This is a genomic window from Nostoc sp. DedSLP03 (genome assembly GCF_034530815.1).
In the GTDB taxonomy this organism is placed as follows: domain Bacteria; phylum Cyanobacteriota; class Cyanobacteriia; order Cyanobacteriales; family Nostocaceae; genus Nostoc.
In genome coordinates, this window is sequence record NZ_JAVRCK010000028.1 from 48,697 (window position 1) to 72,005 (window position 23,309).

The window sequence follows — 23,309 nt, forward strand, 5'->3', positions numbered from 1 at the left end:
AATGGCTGAAATATCCAAAACTACCCAACAAGTAAAGAGAGCAGGGGGAGGTGTGCAGCAGGGGGAGAAAGATTCATTGAAAAATAGCTCTCTTTACTCCCCAGCGACCCCTCCCCCAGCTTATAACCTTGTTCCTGAGAATTTTAAGGATGCCTTTTTCTCCCCAATGGGTTTGGGATTATTTGTAAGTGTGGGGGCGTTAATGTTAGCGAAAGCAATGGAGGGGCGAGGGGCAACAAACAAACTAGCACGGGCGCGATGGGCAGGAGGTAGGGAGAAAACAGCAGCTCGTAAGCTGGCCTGCAAACAACTGATTGAACGCAAACATAACAGGGTAGCTTTATACATTGGTACACCTAAAGGTACTACTTTTCAGGTTGTTGACAATAAACGCATTATCAATATTCCAGAAGATAAAAGCAGACTCTATCTGCCAGATGTACAACGTGGAATTTTAGTTTGTGGCGGGGCCGGTTCTGGTAAAACCTTCTCCATGATTAACCCTCTGGTGCGTTCTGCTATCGACCAGGGACTACCAATTATCCTTTACGATTTTAAGTATGCTCACCAAGAATCGGCTACAGCTGACGCTAAAGGGCAAGCACCCAAATTAGCAGGATACGCCGCCATGCGTGGGTATGAGGTTTCTATCCTCTCCCCTGGTTTTCCTGAATCCTGCGTAGCTAATCCCTTAGATTTTCTACGGAGTGAAACTGATGCAGAGATGGCGCGTCAGTTAGCAATCGTCCTCAATCGTAATTTTAAGCTGACAAGTGGTGATGCTTTAGATAGTGGATTTTTTGCTAATGCAGGGGATCAGCTGGCACAAGCAATCTTCATGCTGGCGCGGGGTACTTGTTTTCCTGACATTATGATGTGCCATGCCATTCTTAGTTTGCCTAAATTAATTGACCGCATTCAACAAGCTTCTTTAAATCCTTGGGTAAAAGTTGCCTTTGACCAATTCTTATCTGTAGCGGGTTCTCCAGAAACCGCCGCTAGTATTGTCGGTACAACAAGCGGATTATTTACTCGCTTTATGACCCCATCCACCCTTTCTGGCTTCTGTGGTCAAACAAATATCCCCTTAAATTTGAAGGGGCGGAAAATGGTGGTTTTCGGCATGGACAAGGAGAAACGAGATGTAATTGCTCCTTTATTAGTTTCTATCTTGCACCTTTTATGTTCTCGAAATTTAGCTGGTAAACGCACAGAACCATTAGTTTTGGCACTGGATGAATTACCTACTTTATATCTACCAGCTTTAGTTGATTGGCTCAACCAAAATCGTGAAGATGGCTTGATTTGTTTACTGGGATTGCAAAACTTATCACAGCTTGAGAAGGCTTATTCCAAAGAAACAACCAATGCTATATTTGGCGGTTGCGCTACAAAAGCTTTCTTTAATCCCCAAGATGATGTGGCGGCGGAACGTTTTAGTAACTTCTTAGGTGACGAGCAAATCAAGCACAGAGAACGTTCACGCAGTTCCGGTGGTAAAGGTGGTGCAAGTACCTCAATTTCTGAGCAAAACAGTACCCGCAATTTATTTGAGATTAACCAATTTAATACCTTACCGGAAGGCAGAGCCGTAATTGTTAGTCCTGGGTTTCGCTCTGGTAGAGATGTAAGTATTCCGCTATTAGAGCAAATTCGTATTCCACAATCTGATATCAATTTGGAGGCGAAAAGTATTGAAAAGTGGTATGGACTCCAGCAACAGTTTATCTCACAATCTACTCTGCGTGAACCATCTGGGGAAGAGTTAGAAATCCGGCGTTTAGAGGCAGAGATGTTATTGCCTTTAGTTGATAAAAAAGCAGAGGCAAATAACAGATTGAAAAATCTTTAGGAGGTAATTTATGACCGAACAAATGCAGAGGGCAGTTCGCGTAACCATTCCCGTAGTGTAGGCAGAAAAGAAAAATTTATTGTCCCTCCGGTGAAAGGGTTACAAAGCCCTAAAATTATTTATTTTTGAATTCTTGAATTTGGAGCAAAGCAACGTGACTAATTTATCTGAATACGAATTGCGATTGTTAAGCAAACTGCCGCTTGATATTGCCTCGTTAGTTAACACTTATCGAACTGATATCTTCAATGCAGCAGAGTTTTGGGATGAACCACCGTTCCCTGAAAATCATGTCCCAGAATTCATTGAAATTTACTATGGCGATGCAGAAAGCCCTCATATTTTCATAGTAAATGGAGAGCTAAAAGATTATAAAGTGACCAACTTACCTCATAACACAAAGTCAATTTCAGTTCTAATTGATGACCAATGGGCTTATATCCAAATTGAAGGAGATGTAATTCTCAATCGTTTAGGAGGTGTAGTTTTACCAGATGTCTTAGTCAGTCCATCGACTCTCATTAGTTCCTTAGTAGGAGTTACAAATCATGGATGAAATAAAATCTGAGGCGAAACAAGTGCAACATGATTATTTAGAAATCCTCAATGACATTCTGCATAAGCTGCTAGAAAAAGGAAAATTTCAAGAGTTAGACACTACTAAAGACTTATCAATTTACGTTGGCAACCAACCCAAGTATAAAGGGCATCCTGATGGCGAAGTGTCCGTAAATTTGATGACTCCAGAACTGGTAGATAAAATCAAGACGGCTATCAATGACCCGCAAAACTTGAAAGGTTCTGTCCGCATCATGATTGGTAAGGATAAGGTCTATCATGTTAAGGATGGAGAGGTTTTAAGTGATAAACTGGGTTTAAGTAGCCAGATTAGCCAGAATCAATCCCAGTCTCAACAACCAGCCAAACCAGTACAAAAATCTTCCACCATTGAGAATTTACAAAAGCAGGTAGAGGCTTTACAGCAAAAAGTTCAAAACCAGCAAACTTTGATTGATAGTTTTGCTACTCAAAAGCAATCAAGCGTTGAAGGTACTCAAAAGTTATCGACAGACTTGATTAGTCTTAAACAAGCTTTTGATGCTCAACAAAAAACTATCGATCAATTGCAGAAGGGACTGGAAGCTATAAATAATCAAAATAACCCTGCGGTCAAAAATGCAACTTTGCATGATTGGATAAACTCGGTTGAGACTAAGGTTAAGAACACTGCCAAAAATCTCTATGAACAGGTAAAAACTGCCCTCACTCCCAAAGTTGATAAAGTCAAAGCCCAATTAGAAACTCAAATTGTGACTTTAAAAGAGCAGATGAATCAACAGATGGAATCTCTTAAAACTGAGATGAGGTCACAAGTTGCAGCTATTAAAAATGAATTTGAATCACAGTTGGGTGTAGTTAACGATGGTATTGATGAAGTCAAGCAGTTAGTCACTGATGAGATTCAGCATGGCATGGAGCGTCATCAAGCTGCTATGGGTGCTATTCACAATAAGGTTTCAGAGGAAGTTAATACAGTCCATAAACAGATAACTCAAGCTGTTGGTGATATCCATTCAGCAGCTAATCATACTGTGAAGCAGAATCTCGAAAAAGTTACTAACAGTCTGATGGATATTAAAGGCAAGGCTCTTGCCAAGGGTGTAGATTCCATGCTGCGTCTTTTTGGTGATCGGCATTCTGATGGTTCACGCAGTTATGAGAGTAAGAATTACAACTTTTACCAAAATGGAGATAGTATTACTGTTACAGCTAAAGATGGTCGGGCTGTGATGGTTGACGGTGATTTGACTGCTAATGCTACAGAGAATGATGTTGAATCGTTAGAGGAAGTAGGAGAGGTAGTTTCTGATTATTTAAAACATACTAATACTCAATCACAGTCAACAAAATTGAGAAGGTAATAGGTTTTATCTGACTTGTGCAGGTATAAAACTCAGATAATAAACTACCTCTGGCTGTGCGAAAGTTTGAGCCAGGGGTAGTTCATAGTAAAATTCCTTGTTGTATCAGTAAACGGTTAACCATTTTGATGAAAGCAATGCTTTTCGATATAGTTTAACCGCCTGTGTTTGATTAGTTTCACAGATCATTTGTCCCCATTGATTTAAGGGTAACTAAGGTTGCACATAATTCACCTTCTCAAACCTCGACGCGGTTGTGGTGATGGCTGCTGAGAAATAGACAACTTAGCTTGACTTTGCTGTTGTTTAAGTTCTATCTCATCCAAAATACTCGTTAGTCGTGACTGTAATTGAGGAGAGTTTAGTATTTCAGCCATAGTCTTCATTTCAATAGTCTGCTGTTGGTTCTCCCAGGAGTAATGATTTTCTACCTGGGTTTCGTATTCCTGAAGTTTGGACTGAAGGTGCTGCTGATACGTGACTAATTCTTTGATAGTTCCAATAGTTTGTAATTGCTGCTCTAGTGTCAAGTTATACTTATTACTCAACTTATGAAGCGGAAAATGCTCCATTGCTCTGATAGTTTTCTCTTGGATAGCGTGTTCTAACCACAAACTATCAATTTGTGGCCCAAGCTGACTAATTTCGTTTTCAATAGCCTGCCTATCAACAGGTGCTGGTACTTTAGCAACTGGCTGGGCAAAATATTCCTTGACCGCTTGTTCTAAGTACAATAGTTCTCGGTCAGTCAGTGCATCGATCGCCTTCTTAAATGCCAATTGAGAGATTTGACCAGAAAAACGTTGTTGAAGCCGTTGTTTGCGCTCAATATCACTCAACTTTTTAGGTGGTGCTGGCGGTGAGTGTCGTTGTTTATTATTGTTATCCCGCCATGCTTTGAGGGTTGATGCTTCGTAAAACGCCTTTTCGTATGCTAGTGGCCCCTGAGCCACAATCAGATCATCAACGCCTTTATCTGACCCAGGCAATGTCACCACACTGACAGATGCTCCACTTTCCTCCAGTAATCTACCAGTGCGTGAGATAGCAATCTCTATATTTCGCTGAGTGTCTGGGCGTGTCTCGTAATCAAAGCAGAAAGTTATCTGCCGTTCTGGAGTGGCGAAAACAGCTAATTCATCCATCAGCCGAGCTTTGGTCTGCTCCCCAAACTCATCTTTACTGCGATAACCAGCATAGATTCCCGGTAGCCCGATCGCTGCATGACCCTGGCTCAACAAACTGGCTGCTTTCTTTGCTCCTTCAGTAATTGTGACTGGTAAGTTGTGCTTCCAAACGCAATACCAAAATCCACTTTGGCGATCGCAATCGGTTGGTTGTACCCCAGCTTTTTCATAGATACGCCCAGCAATATCATCAGGTACATCGAGCAAGAAAATACTGAGTTCAGTTTGTGGTGGATGTTCATATTTGATGAATTTGCCGGGTTTATCAGCTTTTTCTCTGGGGTTATTGGGTTTGTAGCATCCCCATATCTTTCTATCAGGTTTATCCCCTGATTGGAGATTGGCGAAGGAGTTGGGATTAACGCCAGCATCACACCACCAGCCGCCTGATTCAATATGAGCATATTTAGTTATGATCCCTGAAGACAGCCTACCAGTGTTAGTGCGTGGCAGTTTATCACTGTACATGAGGTATTCCCAAGCTTCATGCTCCCAATCAAGAGTTTGATGCAAGCTAGTGAAATTAAGGCTGGCAATTTCGGGGTGGATGGCGCTACCTTGTATTAATTCTTGCCAGTGTTTAGAATCAAGTTTTTCTGGGGCTTCACCAATATTATTAGGAGTCCAAAATGCTACTGTTGGCTGTGCTGTTTTTGGAACTGGTTTTCTAATAAATGGTTTGGGAATAGGAACAACAGTTTTTGGTGCTTCCGGCGGTAGAGTTTTAAAAACAAGAGGCAGAGGGGAAGAACTTGGCAGAGGTCTAGGGCAGGGGGGCAGAGGGGAGGACTCAGTATAAGATTGCTCCTTTGCTCCCCCGCTCCTCCGCTCCCTTGCCTCCACCTCTTTGCTCCTCTGCCCCTCCGCTTCTTTACTTTCCTGCTCTGTAGTGTATGTTTTAGCTACAATCGGAGCAGTTACAACCATTTCTTTCTCTAATTTTGATTGGTGCTGCTTCTCTAACTCTTTCTGTCGCAGTAGCACCAGTGCATTTTCTTTAGCCCTACTCGACTGCGCTAAGGCTAGTAAATTGTCTTTGTCTTCCGTGTACAGTCTCAATTCATACCTAGCACGGCTGACCGCAACATAAAAGCTTTCTTGCCCAATAGTATTGTCAGCAGCAATCAATACTTGGTCAGCCGTCTTACCCTGACTACTATATGTAGTGCTGACGATCGCATAATCTAGGTGTTGTGCTTGTTGCAGGTTAATAAATTCAGTTTGACCACTTTCTAAATACTGAATTTGCGCGTTGTAACCTGCAATGGCTTTAACTACAAACTCTTGACCGTTGCGCCGTCCTAATTGTCGGTCGTTTTTCGTCCAGCGTAGGCGATCGCCCTCGGCAAGTTCAATCTGTTGACGTTGGTAAACCGCCTTTTTAAATCCCGTGTCTACTTGAAAATGCTTACCATCACTAGCTTTGAGTATTAGTTGGTCACTGTCCTTATCTACCACTTCATAAAGCTTGCCCTTGGACAGCCCCCGGCGCTTGTAATTGCGGGTGGGCATGACCATATCACCCAGTTCAAAGTTGTGGGTGTAGCGCATTTGTACTGAAGTTAAGTTTTTGGCTTGCAGTTGGGTGATGGCGATCGCAGTTCCTAAACTACCCTCAGCCTTTAAATGCCCCCGAATGGCTTGAGTGATTGCCAAACGCTCAAAATTTGTTCCAGCCAGTACCAGGGTTCGCGCTCGTTGTTCTGGTGTGGCTGTTACATAGTCGCGGGCAATCGTCTCAATTTTGGATTCTGCTTTTACACTCTGGATGCAACCGTTTTCATCAAGGCGTGAAAATCCCTCCTCAATACGGCCAGAAGCAATCAGGTCTACTGCCAGTTTCAGTTTTGGCGCACGTTGCCTCAAAGATTCGTTGAGATGACTGGTTTTAATTCCTGCTTGTTGTAGAGACTTGAAGGGATTGCCAGCCTCTACAGCTGACAACTGTTTTGTGTCTCCCACTAACACCACCCTAGCAAGTTCTTGGGTTGCACGTTCTAAAAGAGCAAGGGCATCTTTAGCACTGAGTAACCCTGCTTCGTCCACAATCCAAATTTGATTAGGTTCAATTTCTTGGGGTGGTTCAGAGACCAATAATCTAGCAACAGTCTCAGCTTGGATATCCAACTCTTGGCCCAGGACTTTAGCAGCCATCGAACTAGGAGCAAAGCCTTTGATGGTGTAGCCAGAGGCGGCAGCGATCGCTTTGAATTCCTTGAGGGCGAAAGTTTTACCAGCGCCAGCTACCCCCTGCCATGCCATAAATTGGTCTGTTGTGGTTACTGCTGTCAGTACCGCTCGACGTTGATCCGGGTTTAAAGCTGTTTTCTCCAGGTGGCTTTCAATTACTTCTGGGTGAGCAAGTGGGCTAACTTTACCCATCCCAGACTGCATCAATTTAATGGTTGCCAGTTCTCGGTTAACTGCTGCCAGGGTGGTAAAGTCGCGGTTTTCTTGAGACAGGCTGAGTAATTCCGGGTTAACTTTAACTAGCGGTTCAATCTGACTAACTTCCGTGGCTAGCCCTTGGTTTAGGATGAATTTTTCTAAATCTTCTTGGGTGAAAGCGACATTTCTTTCCGAGCAGTGAGCGATCGCATCTTCTAAATTTTCATAGCTCACTAACCTCTGTTGTAGTTCTGGTTGCGCTTCTCCTGGCTGTACAAACTTGATCCCCAGTGCTGCTGCTTCCTCTCTCCACTTGGCTTTTAACTCCACAGGGTTAATTTTCTGCTTCAAGTTACGGGTGGCAGTCCAAGCTGCTTCGCGTTCTGCCCAAGTCGCATTTTTACCTGCTGCACTTAATATTTGCTGTCTTCGTTTAGAAAACTCCTTTAAATCCGCTTCCTGAAAACCTTTAATCTCAAACTGCCCATGATTCCTAGCTTCCACCTCATACCCTAATTTTTGCACCTCCACTGCTAGGTAGTTCTGGTACACCATGCCTAGAAATTTCTTATTTTTGAAAATCTCATCGTTCAGGAGACTGTACCATTCTTCATTGTCTAGCTGTGTCATGTTCATGACCAGGGCATGAGTATGCAGATGCGGGTCTAGTTCCCTGGTTTCAATGTGGTCAAACTCCGCGACTACTAAATTTCCTGTTCTGGTAGTTTCCCGTCTTGTGTCTGTTGTTACCCTGGTGTAGCTATAGCGTTCTTCTATCAGTTCTAAGGTTTTTTGCACCGCGAACTGATGGGCAGTAATTAACCTTTCATCACCACCCACTAACGCTTGTAGACTGACACTCTTTGGTGCAGAGAAAGTAAAGTCAGTTGCCGCCCGTCGTTGTGATGAGTCTAACTTTCTAGCACAGAGGTTTTGGCTGCCGTCAGGCGATCGCCCATTGACTACATTAGAAAATGTTTCTTGGTTATCAACTGCTCCTGATAGTCCCAATTTTTTCACACCTTTCCCAGACCAGCGTGAAGTACCCTCTTGGTAATACCCTTCCATGAAGTAATGTACTGCTTGCTGTGGTTCTGAGTTCTTGCCTGTTAACACTGAACACTCCTCTCATAGAATGTCAGGTTTAGTGGTTGAAACAGTTCGGGTACTTGATCGGGACTGCTAATTATAAATTCAAGTCCTATATCCACATAATTGTTGAGTTCGCTTATTACCTTCTCAAAGTGCTTATCATCAACGCACCAGACTTTGAAAGAGATATAACAATTAGGTTTTAGCTTATAAAAGAATTTTTCACTCTTTGGCAGTTCTTGAAATATTCCCACTGCCTCTGCATGGTATTTACAAAAATTAAAACCTACCCAATTGACTTTTTTGAAATAAGCTACCCGAATCACTACACCAGAAGAACATTGTCTTCTGGGTGATGGTTGACTACTCCAGTAATGGCTATTCTCCCAAAAACACATCGACATCATTTGATGCGCTTGGGTCTTTAACAGCGCTGAACTTACTTTGTGTAGTATTGGATAATTCAAATCTTAATATTTGTTAATACAGGTTTTCTGCATAATCAAATTTTAAATCCAACTCGATTTTTCTGCACAAACTTTTTGGCGTACTGTGCGAGAATTTTTCGGAGGGAGTCCAGAGGGAGAAATCCCTTTGGTAAACTGGGTTTTCAAAGCCATAATCCTTATATTTACCTTACCTATACCTTGCAAATACCTTGGTAATGCCATTGATTTACCTTATTTTTTCCTGAATAGCGAAAATTTCCCGAAATTTCTATTTTTTACGGAAATCTGATGGAATAATTCCTTGTATTTGCCATTGAAATGCCATTGATTTACCATTGAAATTCCTTATATTTACCTTTTTGTAAAATTCCTTAATTTTGCCTTTTTTTTGGCAGTTTGTTGTTTAATAAATGAAGAAGAATTCAGAAGCCAGAATTCAGGAGTCAGCAATCTGTCAGTCGGAGATTCAGACCTGCGACTGAATTGTTGCACCACCAAATTGAAAATTTGGTGGTGGTGCAAAAACGCTGATTATTTATCCGCTTTTTCGGTCAGAATACCCAACTGAATTCTGACTCCTGACTCCTGACTTCTGAATTCTGCTCGATAAAGGTTTTCAGCCAAGCAAATAGCGATGGCAGATTTAACAATTGCATTTGACCCAGGTTCATCCCTGAGCAAGATTTTCTACACTCTCAAATCCTTCCACCCGGAACTGCTACTGATGGAACCGGAAGTTGCCCAAGTTCCTAAAGCCAGTCTTGTAGCTTACGAGTCAAGCTGTGTTGGTAGTCCGGCTGCTGAAAATTCTGCTTGGGTTGAGTACAAAGGACAATATCGGGCTGTTGGTTTCCTCGCCCAAGACCGATTCTATGCAGATTTAAAACTTTCTGAACCAAAGTTTGAACTCGCCCTTTACAAGACTTTGGCTCTTGTAGGCGCTCTTGCACAAAAAAACTCTCTCTCTAATGGCGCAAGTATCCGTTTAGGGGTACTGTTGCCTTACGGTGAGTACGAAGACCGCAAATTATTTGAACAATTAGTGACTGAAGCTCTGGCTGGTTTTCGGTTTCGCGGTGTGGAACGCTCGTTTGAGTTGGAAAGTTTCCTCTGTCGTCCAGAAGGTTTTGGTTTAATTTCGCGGGGACGCGCTCCCGGTTCCAGTCTCAAAGAACGTAAAATCGCGGTGGTGATGATTGGTTATCGCAATATCTCTTTGCTGATTATGGACAGAGGTATGATTTCTCAAGGCATTACTGAAGATTTAGGATTCAACAAGTTAGTAGGCTGTGTGCAACGTTTGGTATCTGGACAGAAGCCTCTGAAGTTGGCGGCAGCTATTTCTAAGGCTGGTTCTAAAATCAGCACTAAGGCTTTAGCTCACTTAGTCCGGGTTCAAGACCCTGGTTTACGAGATACAGAACTTTCTCAAATTAGGTCAGCAGTTGCTACTGCACGAGAGGAATACTGGATTAGTCTTTTTAGTTGGTTACGTAGTCGCATCCCCTCTGATGTGGACGAGATGATATTTGCTGGTGGTACAGCCCACTATTTATCTCGTGAGTTAAATAGTCTGTTGCCGCACACTGAGAAAATCTGGTGTAACGAACTGGAAGCACAAATCAATCGTAACTTTTTAGCTGATGTGTCCCGTAATGGATTGGAATTTCGGCTGACAGATAATTACGGACTTTTTTATTACCTGTGTGGAACTTCTGAAAGGATGACGACTCATGCCTGAACAAGTCGATTTTCGCTTTCAAATTAGTGTCAATTCTCCTTATATCACGCTGATTAAATATCTCAGTCCCAAGAATAAGTTTCTTGAGTTCCCGCGCCAAAATATGATTACCTGGGCGCTGGTGGCTTTTTGGTATCCTTTAGCTTGCAAGTGGTCTGGGGGATTCAGTGATGCTGACTTGAAGCTGAAAGCCCGAACTGCAATTTATCAACTGCAACAACAAATTATTTATTTAGCCCAAGCTTTTGGTTTGGAAAATGAGTTAGGGAATCAGGGAATGCTGGGCAATTCAACTCAATCAGATGCTGACCTTGATCCCAATGTTGATGTTTCTACACCAAAATCTGTACCTACTCACCTTAAAAGTGATGGTGAGCAAAATTTGACATCAGTAATGAGCCTTGAAAATGACGAGCTACTAGAAGAAGCATTCAAGTAGGAATTAACAATCATGCCATACACTAAAGAAGCTCTGCAAAATCTTTATTCGCTCTCTGTGGAAGATGTGAATGCGACTCTCAGCGCCTGTGGGTTGTCTACCGATTGTAAAGAATATGCAGATGAAGAGATCCAATCTAGTTTTGATACTGTCCGTCAATACTTTACAAGTGAACGTGTCTCTGACTACCAACAAGCTACAGATTTATTTCAACAAGAATTAGAAGTCAAGGAGCAACCAGAAACTAGCCCAAAACCTAGAGGGAAAAAATATAAAAATGAGAAGAATGAACCTGCTGCTGAACCTCTAGATATCTCTGCATTGTTGTCTAGAGCTAAGGAGCGAGTAGGCGCTAAAATTTCGCTGGGTGAATCTCTCTCAATTTTGCAAGCTTGTGGACTCCAAGACCAGGATGAATATAACCAAGCCGAGTGCGATCGCTTTCTTGAGGCTTGCGATTTAATCAAAAATCAACACAAATCCTTTGAGGAGGTTGCACAACATTTCGGGCTGAATAACTCGACACCAGATATAGATACAGATGAACTTCTGCAACAGCTTGGAGATACTACGGCTTTATTGGGCGAGGAGGAGCGAGAGTTAATTAGGGAAATGGTGCGACAGAAGGCCAAGGGTGATATGGCTGGGTTGCCCAAGTTGTATTTGCAGTCTTTATTAGAGGAGATGAAATCACCTGCTTTTCAACAGGAATGGCAGCAACTACGAGAGGCGTTTAGAGCTAAGGTCATGGGAAAAAAGCCGATTTCCCCAGTATTCCAGCCGCAGCCGCCTTTAATGAGCTTGCCGCCGACATTGGAGAATGGGTCAAGATCAGAATAGATGAGGAAAAGCATACTATTGAGGTCAAAGCGCACAAAATTATTGAGGAAAAAGCCAAGCTTCGGGCAACCCAAATAGCTTTGAACAAACTCAATGAATCTCAGCAATGGATTGAGGCCCAGCAGAAGCAAGCGAAACTACGTAGTCAGCGATCGCAGCAATTCAAAGTCAATTTGATTTACTTTGCACGCTGGATTGGCTCTGGGTGGTCAGGATGGTCACTTTATCTAATTTCGCTTGGAATTTTTACATCCTTAGCTTTTACTTTTGGTGTGAATTTTCCAGCTTTTGTAGCCTGCCCTAACACTAAAAGTTACTGCTATCTGTTGCGCTGGGATAAATCCAAGATAGTTATCCCTAGTGATTACATCAAACAGTCATCTCAAAATGACTCCAAGCATAAACGTTAGTTAGTCGGACTGGTTTAAATATTGACAAATTAATTTTCATAAAATTCATTTGTCAACTGGTCAACTGAAGTTGAAATTCGGAGGCCGGAATTCGGAAATACTTTTACTTCCGACTTCCGAATTGTTTTAGTCATTTTTTAAAAGTGCAAGGGTAGTTATTAGCTACCCCCTTGATTTTATTAGTGACGGCTGAAAACGTAGACTTTGTTGTAACTTTCATCTACTGAATAGTATGAATCAATAAACCAATCACGGGCTATTGCCTCAAAATTAAGGTAGAAGCTAGGAATACCCATGTCTTCTAAGTTTTTAATCAATCCCTGTTGTTCGAGTTGGTCATAAACAAAATCCTCTTCGCTTTCGTACTCACCCCAGTAATGTTCTTGAAAATCTTCTACACTAGCCTCACTACCGTCATATTCATAATAAGCGGCGTAGGCTGCACCATGCTCTGATAATATTTGAGCAAGTTCGACTAATTTTTCTATGCTTTCGTATTCATCAATGTGAATACCATGCCAGTTTTGAAAATCATGGATTGCCCACTCTTCACAGGCTTCATAATTACAGCAAGGCGACCAAGATAACATCCATTCAATATCTTCTTGAATGTCTTCTGCATCTTGTGTACAGTCAATCCACATTCCGTGTAATTTTCCATTGTTGTATGCAGATAAACAAGCTACATAAATCTGTGGTGCATCATCATCTTGACATTCGCGCTCATGTTTAGGGAAGGGGAGCAAACAGCTTACACCTTCAACTATTGGTAAGGCAACACCAGTTAGACTAATTGCTAAATCTACTGCCCGTTGTTCCTTAATAGGACAGCTTAAAATATTACCTTCAAGGCGGCAGTTGTAAACTTGTTCAGCAACTAATTGCGCTTCTACTTCTGAGTGAAATATTAGAGTGTTAGAAAACAAATTCATGTGTTAGAATCCTTCTAGTCTTGAAACTCAGAAAAAGCACCTTTAGATTGGTCGTCGGGGGTGCTTTTTCTGTTGTTGATGTAAGAGTTTTGGACTTGGCGCTACATCTTAAATTTCACGCTTCGATTCGGTTCCGTTACCGGGAGTTTTTTGGCTCTCCGTTCCTATTTCTTACTCTTTTATTATCCCACATATATGTGGGATAATAAGGTGTTCAGCCGTTTTTAATGATAAAAATATTTAATATATTGCCACATATATGTGGGTTTTGCTATTATAGTTGTAGACAGAAAGGATAATCACTATGGCAAGAAACGATATTGCTACTCGCTTTAAATCAAAAGGAGTAGGTGTTAAATGTGATACAAAACCTATATCTGTGATGCTCCCAGAAGATTTAGATGCCTACGTGCGAAACAAGCCCAATCGTTCCGAGTGGTTGCGGCAGGTTATTGCTGAGGCTGTGGCTAAGGAACAAGCTTCAGCTTCCCAGGAAGATTGATTGGAATTTTGCTCAAGCGATCGCTGGACTTGTATATTTGTAATTGAGGTAAAAGTAGCGATTAATGATAGCTTGTCCACTTATACCCCTAGTTAACCAATGGATCTGTATTTCCCTAACAAATCCATGCTCCCCAGTAAAAGGGATGTTCTAATGGTGTGTCTTTTTCTTGACAATCAATTTTACTATTTATTGATAACTCTTTGACCGCTAAAAGTTCCTTTAGCACTTCCAGACCCAAAGCTGATTCGCGCAATTGCTTAACTGTAATTCTACGTATATAATTCTGAGCAGAATGTAACGCCTCAGACCGACTCATGCCAGACTGCAAGTGATCAAAAAAACGCTCCATCAGTAAGGCAGTTACTTTATCAGGCACTTTCCACAGGCTCATCACAAGTGTTTTTGTTCCAGCAACGGCAAAAGCGCGACGTAACGCAAATGTAATTTTCTTTACCACGCCGATGCCCGTTCTTACGAATATGGGTTGATCCACAATGAGGACAGTTCATCCCTTACAGCGGTTTTCAGATGAATAGACCACAGTGAGCAAACCAGCCCCAAGCATCATTAGGTGAAATTTGCTCAGTGATAATTCGGTTTAATACAAGGTTTAGCGCTTGTTGAGTTCGAGGTTTTGCTTTTCGCAAACATTGTTTGATTTTTGACCAACACAATTCGATAGGAGATAAATCGGGTGAATAAGGAGGTAAAAAGACTAATTTCGCGCCAACAGATTCAATAGCATCTTTAATTACTTGCGCGTGATGCACTGATAAATTATCCATGATCACGAATGCTCCCACCCATAACTGGGGTATAAGAACCTCCTGAACGTAGGTCAAAAACACGTCTGTGTTGACACTACCGGAAATACTCATACTCTTCTATCAGCCCATCCATACTCAGTGCCCCGATTAATGATATATTTTGTCCTCGATTTTTCGGGCAAGAGTCGTATAAACGTTCACCACGTGGTGCGCGACCATAGTTTCGAGTCATTCCCAAGTTCACACCTGACTCGTCTATAAATATTAGATTGTGAGGGTCAACGCCTAAAACCCAATCCCGATAATTAAAACGCATCTGTTTGATTCGTGGGCTGTCTTGCTCACTTGCATACAAAGTTTTTTTTATTGGTCAATTCTAAGCGTTGAACTGCACGGTGCATGGTTGATATACTCACACTAATACCACTGCGTTCGGCTAAACGCTCACATAATTCTGATAGGAGCGCATCCGGTTGCTCATCTATTAACTGCTTTACAGCAGACAAGTTCTCAATTTTTATTTTAGCGATCGCTCCACCTCCATGAGGCTTGGCGTTCACTTCTCCTGTCTTTTTATGACCACGTATCAAGCGTTGAACGAACGATAAGCACTCCTTGAAAGCGTTCAGCTAGTTGTCGTTGCGACCCAACCTTTGCTTTATAAGCATCAACCACACGTTGGCGTAGATCCTTGGAGTAGGGGGCAGGCATTTACGAGCGAGATTTTTACTGCGTCTTTAAGTTTACTAGATTTGTAATCTACTCAATTGAAAACTGCTGTAATTATGCAACGCCTATAAATTTGACCTTTCCCGATTGTATATCTGCAATAATTTTGTTTCGCTGGTTTGGCTTCATGCTTCCATAAAATGCAGAAATGCTTTCTCCAAGGAGAGGTAGTTGTATATCAGCTAATGTTTTACGGATGGTATTATATCAAGTCCGGATGAATAGTTATAATTAAGAAGCCCGTGTTCTAGGCCACCAGTAATAGCAGGTTAATCGTTGAATTAAATCATGTTGTTTCATAAGTTGTTGACAGCGATAGAGTAAAAGTTCTTCCAGTTCATCTAAAGATGTAGGTGAAGAGTTAGCGACGACCTCATTGGTTAGAGGCCATAAGCGTTCTGCGGGTTGTAATTCCGGAGAGTAGGCAGGTAAATAAATTAAATCGATTCCTTGTGGAAGGATTAAATCATTACTGGTATGCCAACCAGCTTGGTCAATAGCAAGTAGGATTCGTTTATCTTCACCAACACCATATTCTTTGGCTAAGTCGGCTAAAACCCGATTAAATAATTGAGTATTGACCTTGGGTAAAACCCACCAATAGGTTTCACCAGATTCTGGATGTACAAAGCCATATAACCACATCCATTGATACTTTTGTTGTACACAAGCAACTGGCGCTTCTTCTGCACTAATCCAAACTCGACGCAGAACTGGATGAAGACCTAAACGGTGTTCATCCATACTCCATACCTCTATTTGGGCGTTTGGATATTTAGCTTGAAGAAATTGTAGTTTTAAATTGAGTTTTTTTTCCAGCTTTCTTGTTCAATTGGGTCAGCTTCTCTATGTTCAGGTCGTGGTACACGCAGACGAAATGTCATTTGTTTAAGGTATTCCCATCCACGCCTACGATCTATTTTTTCCCCTAGTAGCTGCGACAACCAATCTGCCACCTTTCTACCATTCCATAATCCCCCATCAGGTGCTTTTTCTGACAACACCTGCCACAGTTGAGCTTGTTGAACATCTGTTAACAATGATTCTTTGCCAAGATTTAGATGCCGTTTGTTTGCCAAACCTGATGCACCATCTTGGTTATATCTTTTGATAATTTGATAAATCCAAATCTTTGTGTATCCTGTAACTTCAGATACTTCCTTTACTGTCTTACCCGTTGCTAATAACCAGACTATTTGGTAATGGCTACGTTCTGTTGCTTCTACCGCTTGACGGTAACGAACAAACAGTTCTTCTGTGCTTAAATGCTTAACGATCGCAATCCTCTTTGGCATCAGACCTAGATTTAGATACTCTGCACCTTTCCTTTTTTATTATAACTACTCAAACGGACATGATATTAGTTAAAACTTTAACTAGTTCTCTACTATCGCAAAAGCAAATTCCAACTATTCCCTTACTCACAAGTAAGGCTGCTACCTGGGCGGTTTGATAGAGAGTATTATTTTGAGGTCTGAGGCTAAGGAAAGTAATTTCTGAACGTTTTGCGCTACTTTGGTCAATGATAATGAGGTTGTCTTTTTCTACTCGGTTAGATATCTTTTGGGCAATTTCGCTGCTGTTACTGATTGTTGCAGAAGCAAATATGTACCTCAGTGTAGGAATATCGTTACCAGCAGATTCTATCATCAGTTGAGTGCGACGATTAATTAGTGCAAAATGAGCGCCAAATATGCCCTGATAGAAATGCATCTCATCGCAGACAATAATTGATATTTTTCTGACTGTCTCGAGAAAACCCCAGTTTGAATTGTACTGAAAATTATTTAGTTCGTGGTTCCATTGCAACTTTTATACCCCATATGATGATTAAGTTAGCAGACTTTGGTGGGGGACAAAAACTTGGCGCGTTTTTGGAATATGTGCGAGCGCAAGTAGGTGAAGATGTGCAGCAACGTATCGATAAACTATTTTGGGGACTCGAAGATTTTATGAGTTTCGGCAAAACTGCGGTGACGAATGCTGCTAACTTTGCATTTTTCATGGTTACTGTCCCACAGGTTTTGCTTTCTCTCTTCGTCAATTTGACTCTGATTTTAGTATTACAGACCTCAAGGCACTGTTCCGAGGTTATAAATATGTTGAGGAGACTATAAAACTCCTTCCCGAAAAACTAGACTCAGTTTCACTTAGAAATATTTTTCACACAGTTACCAATTTAGGGCGTATCCATCCAGCTAGAACAAGGACTAGCTGTTCTTAAATTTGACGAAGGTATTGATTATATTTTCTTGGTCAGAGGATAATTTATGTGGATAGTGTTACAGATCACAAGTGTAAATGTGACGCAAAAAAGACACCAAAGTTTTGCCTTGAAACCTAGCCGCTAGGAAAGGTAAGTGTCCCTGCGGTGCTGTAAGATCAAAAATAGCATCATCTTCACTTATCCAACCTTCTTCCACTCTCCATCCAATCTGGTCGCCAAATTTGTTCAAGGCTTCTTGATAAGATTCTTCGTCGGGTATACCGCCGACTTTTAGGTAAATGTTCTTTTGAACACTGAAGCCAAAGTTGCTATTGCTGTATTTTAACCACAAACTGTTTATCGTGCGTAAGTCGAAACAGGCAATGAACTGTATATTGCTATTATCTTCGTTACGACTTCTGAGGTGACGCATCACCTCAAAGGTCTCACTGTTGGCCTCTTTCCATTTTTTAGCAGTTAGCAAGTCCCTGAGTTGGGTATAGTGCATAGCGGTATCCTTACTTAGGTCGTCAGGGGGTGGTTCTTTAATAACTACTTTATTGCTGTTACCTAATGGTTCTATCTCACCTTGAGCAATGCCAAATTTCCATATTGAAGGTATTGTGCCCTGTAAAGGGTCTTTTACGTCTAATTGAATAGCAACTATACCTTTTTCAAAGGCTCTTTGAATAATATCTTGATTATCTACACTGTTATATCCCAGCGCATCATAAAACCCTTGAGCAAATACAATCGCTGCTCTATCCTCAATCGACCGATTTATGGCAATTACAGAGTTAATATGTTTGCTAATTGCTTCTGCTAGTTTTGCTGAATAACAAGCATTAAGTAATACACACTTGATACTATCAGTATATAGCTTAAATAATGCTGCTAATCTCTCTGTTTCCAGAGATGTTCGGGTTCCTCTATCATCTTCTAATATTAAACTGCCATCTTCTTCCATCCCATCTCCACAAACATGGACAATTTGAGGCGCTTCTTCTACAATTGCTCTATAAATATCTTGAGGCTTTATAGCTATTCTAGTTTTTATTTCAAATAAATCCCCTCTTGTGGCTCTTCTTATAGCCCCTTCGATGTTCCTAATTTCTTTATCCCAACGGGATGTGTTAGCAAGTGCTACCAAAATTAAGATTTGACTTCTGCTTTGTTCCCAAGTATATTCCCAAGGCGTGCCGAGATTGAGTAATTTTTCAGTAAAAATCTCATAACTGCGTGTGAGGGATAATCTATCTCTCTGCTTCTCAGTCAGTACAGCTATCTCTTCTCCATAAGAATAATGTGACAAGTGCTGAATTTGAACTTCATCAAAGTAACTGCTGAGGCTACATTCAGATTCAGAGAGACCATATACATCCTGAAAAAGCTTTTCAAATTGTGATTGATAGCCAATAATGTGCTTCTCTGGATCGCCGAACCGCCAACATTGGCGCATAATAGGTTCAGATAGTTCGATTCTAGAAGCTAATGGGAAAACTACCAATGGTCGCAAATCATCTGACTGTTTGCGGTAGTCAGTTGCCTGCTTGATGTTATCTAAAACTCCCTCTAAACTTTGACGATTAGTTGTAAATACCGTCACTAGTTTTTCTGGCATTAACATGGTGCAAATATCGCTAGTGTCAGTTATTCCAGTGTGAGAATCAATCACAATATAGCGGTAATCTTTCGTCAATTGTTCTGATAATAAACGAAATAGAGAAGGTACATGATTATAAAAATTTACCCATTGAAATGTGTTGACTTTAGTAGAATATTTTTTATCGAAACATCCAGCTTTTAATAAATAAAGCGAAGGAATATCAGTCTCAAGTATAAAAGGTTGGAAGTCAAATTCACTTAACAGGGCTTCTACTATTTTTTCGCTACCACCAGCAAATTTAGAGTTCTGTGTAACATCATCATGTAATTTTAAAAATAAGTCAATTAGTCCAGGATAATTGTCTAGTGCCTGTTTAAAATTATTAGTATTGTTAAATTTATTTTTAAAATACTTACAAAATAACTTATGTAAAACGGGTGTTTCCAGATCCCAGTCTATCATCAATACTTTTCCATTCTGATTCAACCGCTGTGCTAATATAGAAGCAACATTTGCAACAGCCGTTGAGCAGCCTGTGCCATCTTCGTAAGAGTAGAAGGTAATGATTTCGCCTGTTGTGTTGTGTATTTCTTGTACCATCATTTACTTTATTGTCTTGGTAAGGGTTGTTTCTTTGACTGAAGTGACTTGGACTTGATCCACAGCTTTATCTCGTTTTCTTCAGGTAAAGTAAAATTATCACAATCTTTACATAAATCACCTAAATAATTAAGTTTATCACAACGTTCATTGATAGTCTCTGCAAGATTGAACAACTCTTGATGGAAACTTTTAGTTTGAGCATATTTCGGTTTAGTCATCATGAGTTTTGAGAAGTCTATAAAGAGACGTTCTTTTAATTCTGATAGTAAAGGCCCGTATTGACTATAAATAATTGGAATAATTAGCCCATGATTTCTGTCATAATTGGAAGTCCATAATTTTAATCGCTCTTGCTCAAGTCTCAACATTGCCTTATACTCGCGAGCACACCAAGTATGGTTTTCATCTAAATAATCTGGTGTGTAAATCATCACCATGAAAGCGCTATGACATAGATTAAAAGCTATAGACTCATTTAATAAGTCACCATTTTTCAAGCTCTCTCTATCTAGAAAAACATTTTTTTTGTAAACGCTAAGAAAAGTCGATAGATGGTCATAAATGTTCTCCACAAACTTCTGTAATAGTTTATGTTTACTGTGCCGAAAACTAATGAAGCATGAATACTCAAATGGCATATTATTCTTTCACTCCAGCGATAATGGCTAGAGCATTAGCATACTGTTCCAAGTCTTGTCTCAGCAACTCCAGTTCATCTCGCAAACTCGGTTCCTTAGACCAATTCTGCTCATGCTCCTTGGGACTTTTATGGGGAGGACATTGAGCTTCCCATGTCTGCAACAGTGGATGCCATTTAGCAAGGAAAGGACGCAGACCATTGTTGAGAACTGCGATCACAATACCTCCAACTGACTCACGAGATGCACCCACATTTGGTCCTGCTTCTTTTAACACTTGTCGCGTGATCCCAAATAAGTTGTATAAAGATGTTAAAGCCTCTCGTAAAAGTCCAGTGTCTACTTCTAATGGCTGAACAGCAATACGGGTAACAAGTTCAACATATAACGACCAAGCTGCTCTCCGCTCCGTTGGATCGATCTGCTTCCCATTCCACAGAACCAATACCAAAGGGCAGGCTGAAAGACACTTTTTTAAATTTCATGGGATCGATGTTAGGCATAAATTTATCGCAACTATATCTTGTGACATTATTCTTAGACTATCGTGAATATGCACCGCACTCTGGCGTTGTTGCACAAATAGGGGAAAGCGTATATTTATAGAACATTTAATACGAATTATAAAGATTTTTCAAATAGCATAACAAAGATTTAGATTATACACAGATGTTTACAGAGAAATAATTTTAACAATTTGTGGATTGGTTAGACTACGAATTAGTTCAGGCTCTTCAGTACATAACTAATTGTGCTGGTAGCGATCGCCTGCGTTCCTCTTCGGTTTTAGTATTAGCGTAGACGCTCTTAGCGGCTTGCCGAAGGTATCGCCTATTCGATGGCAAAAGCTGGAATTGCTGTTTCGATTGCTTTCAGTACATCATTACTTTGTATATCTGGACACACCAATAAGAAATCCTTGAGATGCACCTGAGAGCCTACTTCTTTTATAGTTACTATGTACTATTTTTTGATGTGTGACAGTTGAAGGTGCGGAATGTGGGTAGTAGACAAAACCTTCTATCTCCTTAATGAAGGAGCATCTCACTTTTGTTAAAAAATATCAAACAAGAATCCGAAAAATAGCAATTTCATTGTGTAGTTAAGTTTATGGGCACAAAAGTGAGATGCTCCCGATTATATAGACTGCCTTAATTCTGATTCCCAGAATACTAAGAATCTTTACGGAACAAATTTCTGTCTAGATTTTGAAACAAGGCTGATACAGTTATTACTCTATACTAAGGAGAGAAAGCTTTGGTCACACCTAAATATAAAAAGTATATGGGTAAAAACAAAACTATGTAAACAAGTGTAAAATCTCTATATTCCGTTCGTAGTTACGCTTTAGCACTAAAGTACAAGTACGAATAAGATATAATGATACACCGAACTACTTAGCTCTCTTTTGTAACTTTGGGATAATCTAATAACTCAAATGGTTACAAGGCTTTAGTTTCCACTTTTTGTCTATAAATTTTAATTCACGTTAGAAAATAAAGCCTTAAACCTGGATTGAATCAAATTCTCAGAATTTGGTTTCGATCATTGTTTTCCGAAAGTGACAAAAGAGGGTTATATTCAATATCTTCTTCTATTAAAAGATGCTCCTCGAGCAATTTTGGTGATTGCTAGTAAGTTTTTTGCAATAGTTAAAACAAATAAAATCGGCATAAGTACGCAAAGATACATTCATTAGTCAACGCACTTTTATTTTGTTTGACATGAAAAAAATTAAGAATTTTCTTTTATTTTGCTCTGGTGTAACAATTCCTATTATTCTTAGAAATGCTTGTATTACGGAACACGACAAATATGCATCTATTGGTGCAATTATCTTACTGACAGCGATTTTAGCAGTTTTGTCTGGTGGATATGCTTTATATAGCATATTTCAATCAAAGATTTTATCAGGGATCTTTGGTCTTTTCTGGGGAGCTTTTATTTTTACACTTGATCGATTGTTTGTTTCAAGTATTAAGAAAGGCAATAATGAAAAGTGGTTTAGTCCACTTCTGATGGCAGCCCCTCGAATTCTATTAGCAGTGATTATATCTATAGTAATTGCCAGACCTCTTGAATTAAAAATATTTGAGAAAGAAATAGATGGACAAAGGCTGCAAGATATCGATAAGAGCTATCGCCAATTTCTAAAAGATTCAGGAGAACAAAATTTAATAGATAATATTAACAAGATCAAAAATAAGTTAAACGAGGCACAGACAAGAACACGAAATTTTAGGCTTTTTGGTAGAACAACTGTCTCTAATATCAGCGAGTCAGACTTTCAAAAACAATTAGCAAAAGATATAGAGGAAGAGAAAAAAATCCAAAGTCAGATTGATAATACAGAGAATTCTCTTACTATTTTGAGAAAAAATTCTCAAAATAACGCTGAAAAAACTCATCCTAAGACTCTTTTAATACAACTAACTACTTTACGACAATTGGAAAAAAATAATGAAGAAATATTTTGGATCAGTGTTTTTATCACATCTCTATTTATCGTGATAGAAACATCTCCTATTATAGTAAAACTTTTATCAGACACTGGACCATATGAGCAATTTCTAAAAGCTCATGAAGAAACTGTGCCCTCAGTTAAAGATGACTATAAAAACCAAAAAATTATTGATGAAAAATCAGAAATTGAAGAAGAGGCAAAGATCAATAAAGCAATCAGAGATAACTTTTATTATTTGCTCAACGATGTAATTGAAAAATTAAAAGACAGCCCAGAAAAAAGTGAGCAGATGAACAATGTGGTAGATATAATTTTTGCTGATTTATTAATGCAGATCAAGAAAAAGTTTATAAAGAAAAAGTTTTCAGACTCTTATCGAAGTATTGATTTTACTGGATTTAAGCAACAATCCATGGAAACACCAACACGATCAAGATACGGGAGTGATGGTTCAAGCCGAAATCCACAACAACCACACAGTTACGATGGTTCAAGCCGAAATCCACAACAACCACACAGTTACGATGGTTCAAGCCGAA

The 23,309-nt window shown here is 40.1% G+C and carries 19 protein-coding genes and 3 pseudogenes; 10 read left to right on the forward strand and 12 right to left on the reverse strand.

What is annotated here, in order from left to right; genetic code table 11:
• Window position 1: 1 nt before the first annotated feature.
• The 3 genes from RM368_RS15535 (at window position 2) to RM368_RS15545 (ending at window position 3,774) form a co-directional block, all read left to right on the forward strand.
• The gene (locus RM368_RS15535) at window positions 2-1,852 is read left to right on the forward strand and encodes a type IV secretory system conjugative DNA transfer family protein (protein ID WP_322694882.1); all 1,851 of its coding nucleotides are present in this window, start codon (window positions 2-4) and stop codon (window positions 1,850-1,852) included.
• A gap of 154 nt (window positions 1,853-2,006) precedes the next feature.
• A complete protein-coding gene (locus tag RM368_RS15540; RefSeq protein ID WP_322694883.1) occupies window positions 2,007-2,408 on the forward strand; it encodes a hypothetical protein in 402 nt (133 codons plus the stop codon).
• Window positions 2,401-3,774, forward strand: a complete 1,374-nt coding sequence (locus RM368_RS15545; protein WP_322694884.1) for a hypothetical protein — start codon at window positions 2,401-2,403, stop codon at window positions 3,772-3,774. The genes RM368_RS15540 and RM368_RS15545 overlap by 8 nt, the downstream gene beginning before the upstream one ends.
• 230 nt (window positions 3,775-4,004) lie before the next feature.
• On the opposite strand, the gene mobF is transcribed toward RM368_RS15545, so the two are convergent.
• A complete protein-coding gene (gene mobF, locus RM368_RS15550) occupies window positions 4,005-8,465 on the reverse strand; it encodes a MobF family relaxase (protein WP_322694885.1) in 4,461 nt (1,486 codons plus the stop codon).
• 1,059 nt (window positions 8,466-9,524) lie between these two features.
• On the opposite strand from mobF, the gene RM368_RS15555 reads away from it, so the two are divergent.
• From RM368_RS15555 to RM368_RS15570, 4 genes are all read left to right on the forward strand, one after another.
• Window positions 9,525-10,631 carry a ParM/StbA family protein gene (locus tag RM368_RS15555; RefSeq protein ID WP_322694886.1) on the forward strand — a complete coding sequence of 369 codons (1,107 nt, stop codon included), beginning with the start codon at window positions 9,525-9,527 and terminating at the stop codon, window positions 10,629-10,631.
• Window positions 10,624-11,070: a hypothetical protein gene (locus tag RM368_RS15560; protein ID WP_322694887.1), complete on the forward strand. Its 447-nt coding sequence runs from the start codon at window positions 10,624-10,626 to the stop codon at window positions 11,068-11,070. The genes RM368_RS15555 and RM368_RS15560 overlap by 8 nt, the downstream gene beginning before the upstream one ends.
• A gap of 12 nt (window positions 11,071-11,082) precedes the next feature.
• Window positions 11,083-11,910, forward strand: coding sequence for a hypothetical protein (locus RM368_RS15565; RefSeq protein ID WP_322694888.1), 828 nt, complete (start codon window positions 11,083-11,085; stop codon window positions 11,908-11,910).
• 80 nt (window positions 11,911-11,990) lie between these two features.
• Window positions 11,991-12,320 carry a hypothetical protein gene (locus RM368_RS15570; protein WP_322694889.1) on the forward strand — a complete coding sequence of 110 codons (330 nt, stop codon included), beginning with the start codon at window positions 11,991-11,993 and terminating at the stop codon, window positions 12,318-12,320.
• Window positions 12,321-12,499: 179 nt separating this feature from the next.
• Here RM368_RS15570 and RM368_RS15575 read toward each other — a convergent pair whose 3' ends face one another.
• The gene (locus tag RM368_RS15575; RefSeq protein WP_322694890.1) at window positions 12,500-13,252 is read right to left on the reverse strand and encodes an antirestriction protein ArdA; all 753 of its coding nucleotides are present in this window, start codon (window positions 13,250-13,252) and stop codon (window positions 12,500-12,502) included.
• A gap of 304 nt (window positions 13,253-13,556) precedes the next feature.
• Between RM368_RS15575 and RM368_RS15580 the strand changes: the two genes are divergently transcribed.
• Window positions 13,557-13,754, forward strand: a complete 198-nt coding sequence (locus RM368_RS15580) for a hypothetical protein (RefSeq protein WP_138504558.1) — start codon at window positions 13,557-13,559, stop codon at window positions 13,752-13,754.
• A gap of 115 nt (window positions 13,755-13,869) precedes the next feature.
• On the opposite strand, the gene RM368_RS15585 is transcribed toward RM368_RS15580, so the two are convergent.
• The 7 genes and pseudogenes from RM368_RS15585 to RM368_RS15615 all read right to left on the reverse strand — a co-directional run bounded on the left by RM368_RS15585 (window position 13,870) and on the right by RM368_RS15615 (window position 16,966).
• On the reverse strand, window positions 13,870-14,148 hold the full coding sequence (locus RM368_RS15585) for a CHAT domain-containing protein (RefSeq protein WP_322694891.1): 279 nt from the start codon (window positions 14,146-14,148) through the stop codon (window positions 13,870-13,872).
• Window positions 14,149-14,185: 37 nt separating this feature from the next.
• Window positions 14,186-14,266, reverse strand: a pseudogene (locus RM368_RS15590) (transposase-like zinc-binding domain-containing protein); the annotation flags it as partial.
• Window positions 14,267-14,281: 15 nt separating this feature from the next.
• A complete protein-coding gene (locus RM368_RS15595) occupies window positions 14,282-14,635 on the reverse strand; it encodes a transposase (RefSeq protein ID WP_322694892.1) in 354 nt (117 codons plus the stop codon).
• Window positions 14,619-14,840, reverse strand: coding sequence for a transposase (locus tag RM368_RS15600; RefSeq protein WP_322694893.1), 222 nt, complete (start codon window positions 14,838-14,840; stop codon window positions 14,619-14,621). Before RM368_RS15600 ends, RM368_RS15595 begins: the two co-directional genes overlap by 17 nt.
• A 25-nt stretch (window positions 14,841-14,865) precedes the next feature.
• The gene (locus tag RM368_RS15605) at window positions 14,866-15,084 is read right to left on the reverse strand and encodes a hypothetical protein (protein ID WP_322694894.1); all 219 of its coding nucleotides are present in this window, start codon (window positions 15,082-15,084) and stop codon (window positions 14,866-14,868) included.
• A gap of 400 nt (window positions 15,085-15,484) precedes the next feature.
• Window positions 15,485-16,548: pseudogene (locus RM368_RS15610) on the reverse strand (IS630 family transposase).
• 49 nt (window positions 16,549-16,597) lie between these two features.
• Window positions 16,598-16,966 carry a hypothetical protein gene (locus RM368_RS15615; RefSeq protein WP_322694895.1) on the reverse strand — a complete coding sequence of 123 codons (369 nt, stop codon included), beginning with the start codon at window positions 16,964-16,966 and terminating at the stop codon, window positions 16,598-16,600.
• A gap of 53 nt (window positions 16,967-17,019) precedes the next feature.
• Between RM368_RS15615 and RM368_RS15620 the strand changes: the two genes are divergently transcribed.
• Window positions 17,020-17,370 carry a hypothetical protein gene (locus tag RM368_RS15620; protein WP_322694896.1) on the forward strand — a complete coding sequence of 117 codons (351 nt, stop codon included), beginning with the start codon at window positions 17,020-17,022 and terminating at the stop codon, window positions 17,368-17,370.
• Window positions 17,371-17,535: 165 nt separating this feature from the next.
• On the opposite strand, the gene RM368_RS15625 is transcribed toward RM368_RS15620, so the two are convergent.
• The 3 genes and pseudogenes from RM368_RS15625 to RM368_RS15635 form a co-directional block, all read right to left on the reverse strand.
• On the reverse strand, window positions 17,536-19,668 hold the full coding sequence (locus tag RM368_RS15625; protein WP_322694897.1) for a GUN4 domain-containing protein: 2,133 nt from the start codon (window positions 19,666-19,668) through the stop codon (window positions 17,536-17,538).
• A gap of 5 nt (window positions 19,669-19,673) precedes the next feature.
• Window positions 19,674-20,306: a toll/interleukin-1 receptor domain-containing protein gene (locus RM368_RS15630; RefSeq protein ID WP_322694898.1), complete on the reverse strand. Its 633-nt coding sequence runs from the start codon at window positions 20,304-20,306 to the stop codon at window positions 19,674-19,676.
• A 1-nt stretch (window position 20,307) separates the two neighbouring features.
• Window positions 20,308-20,809 (reverse strand): annotated as a pseudogene (locus tag RM368_RS15635) (hypothetical protein).
• 1,221 nt (window positions 20,810-22,030) lie between these two features.
• Here RM368_RS15635 and RM368_RS15640 point away from each other — a divergent pair.
• Window positions 22,031-23,309, forward strand: a 1,279-nt coding sequence (locus tag RM368_RS15640; RefSeq protein WP_322694899.1) for a DUF4407 domain-containing protein, incomplete at its 3' end; no start/stop codon positions are given.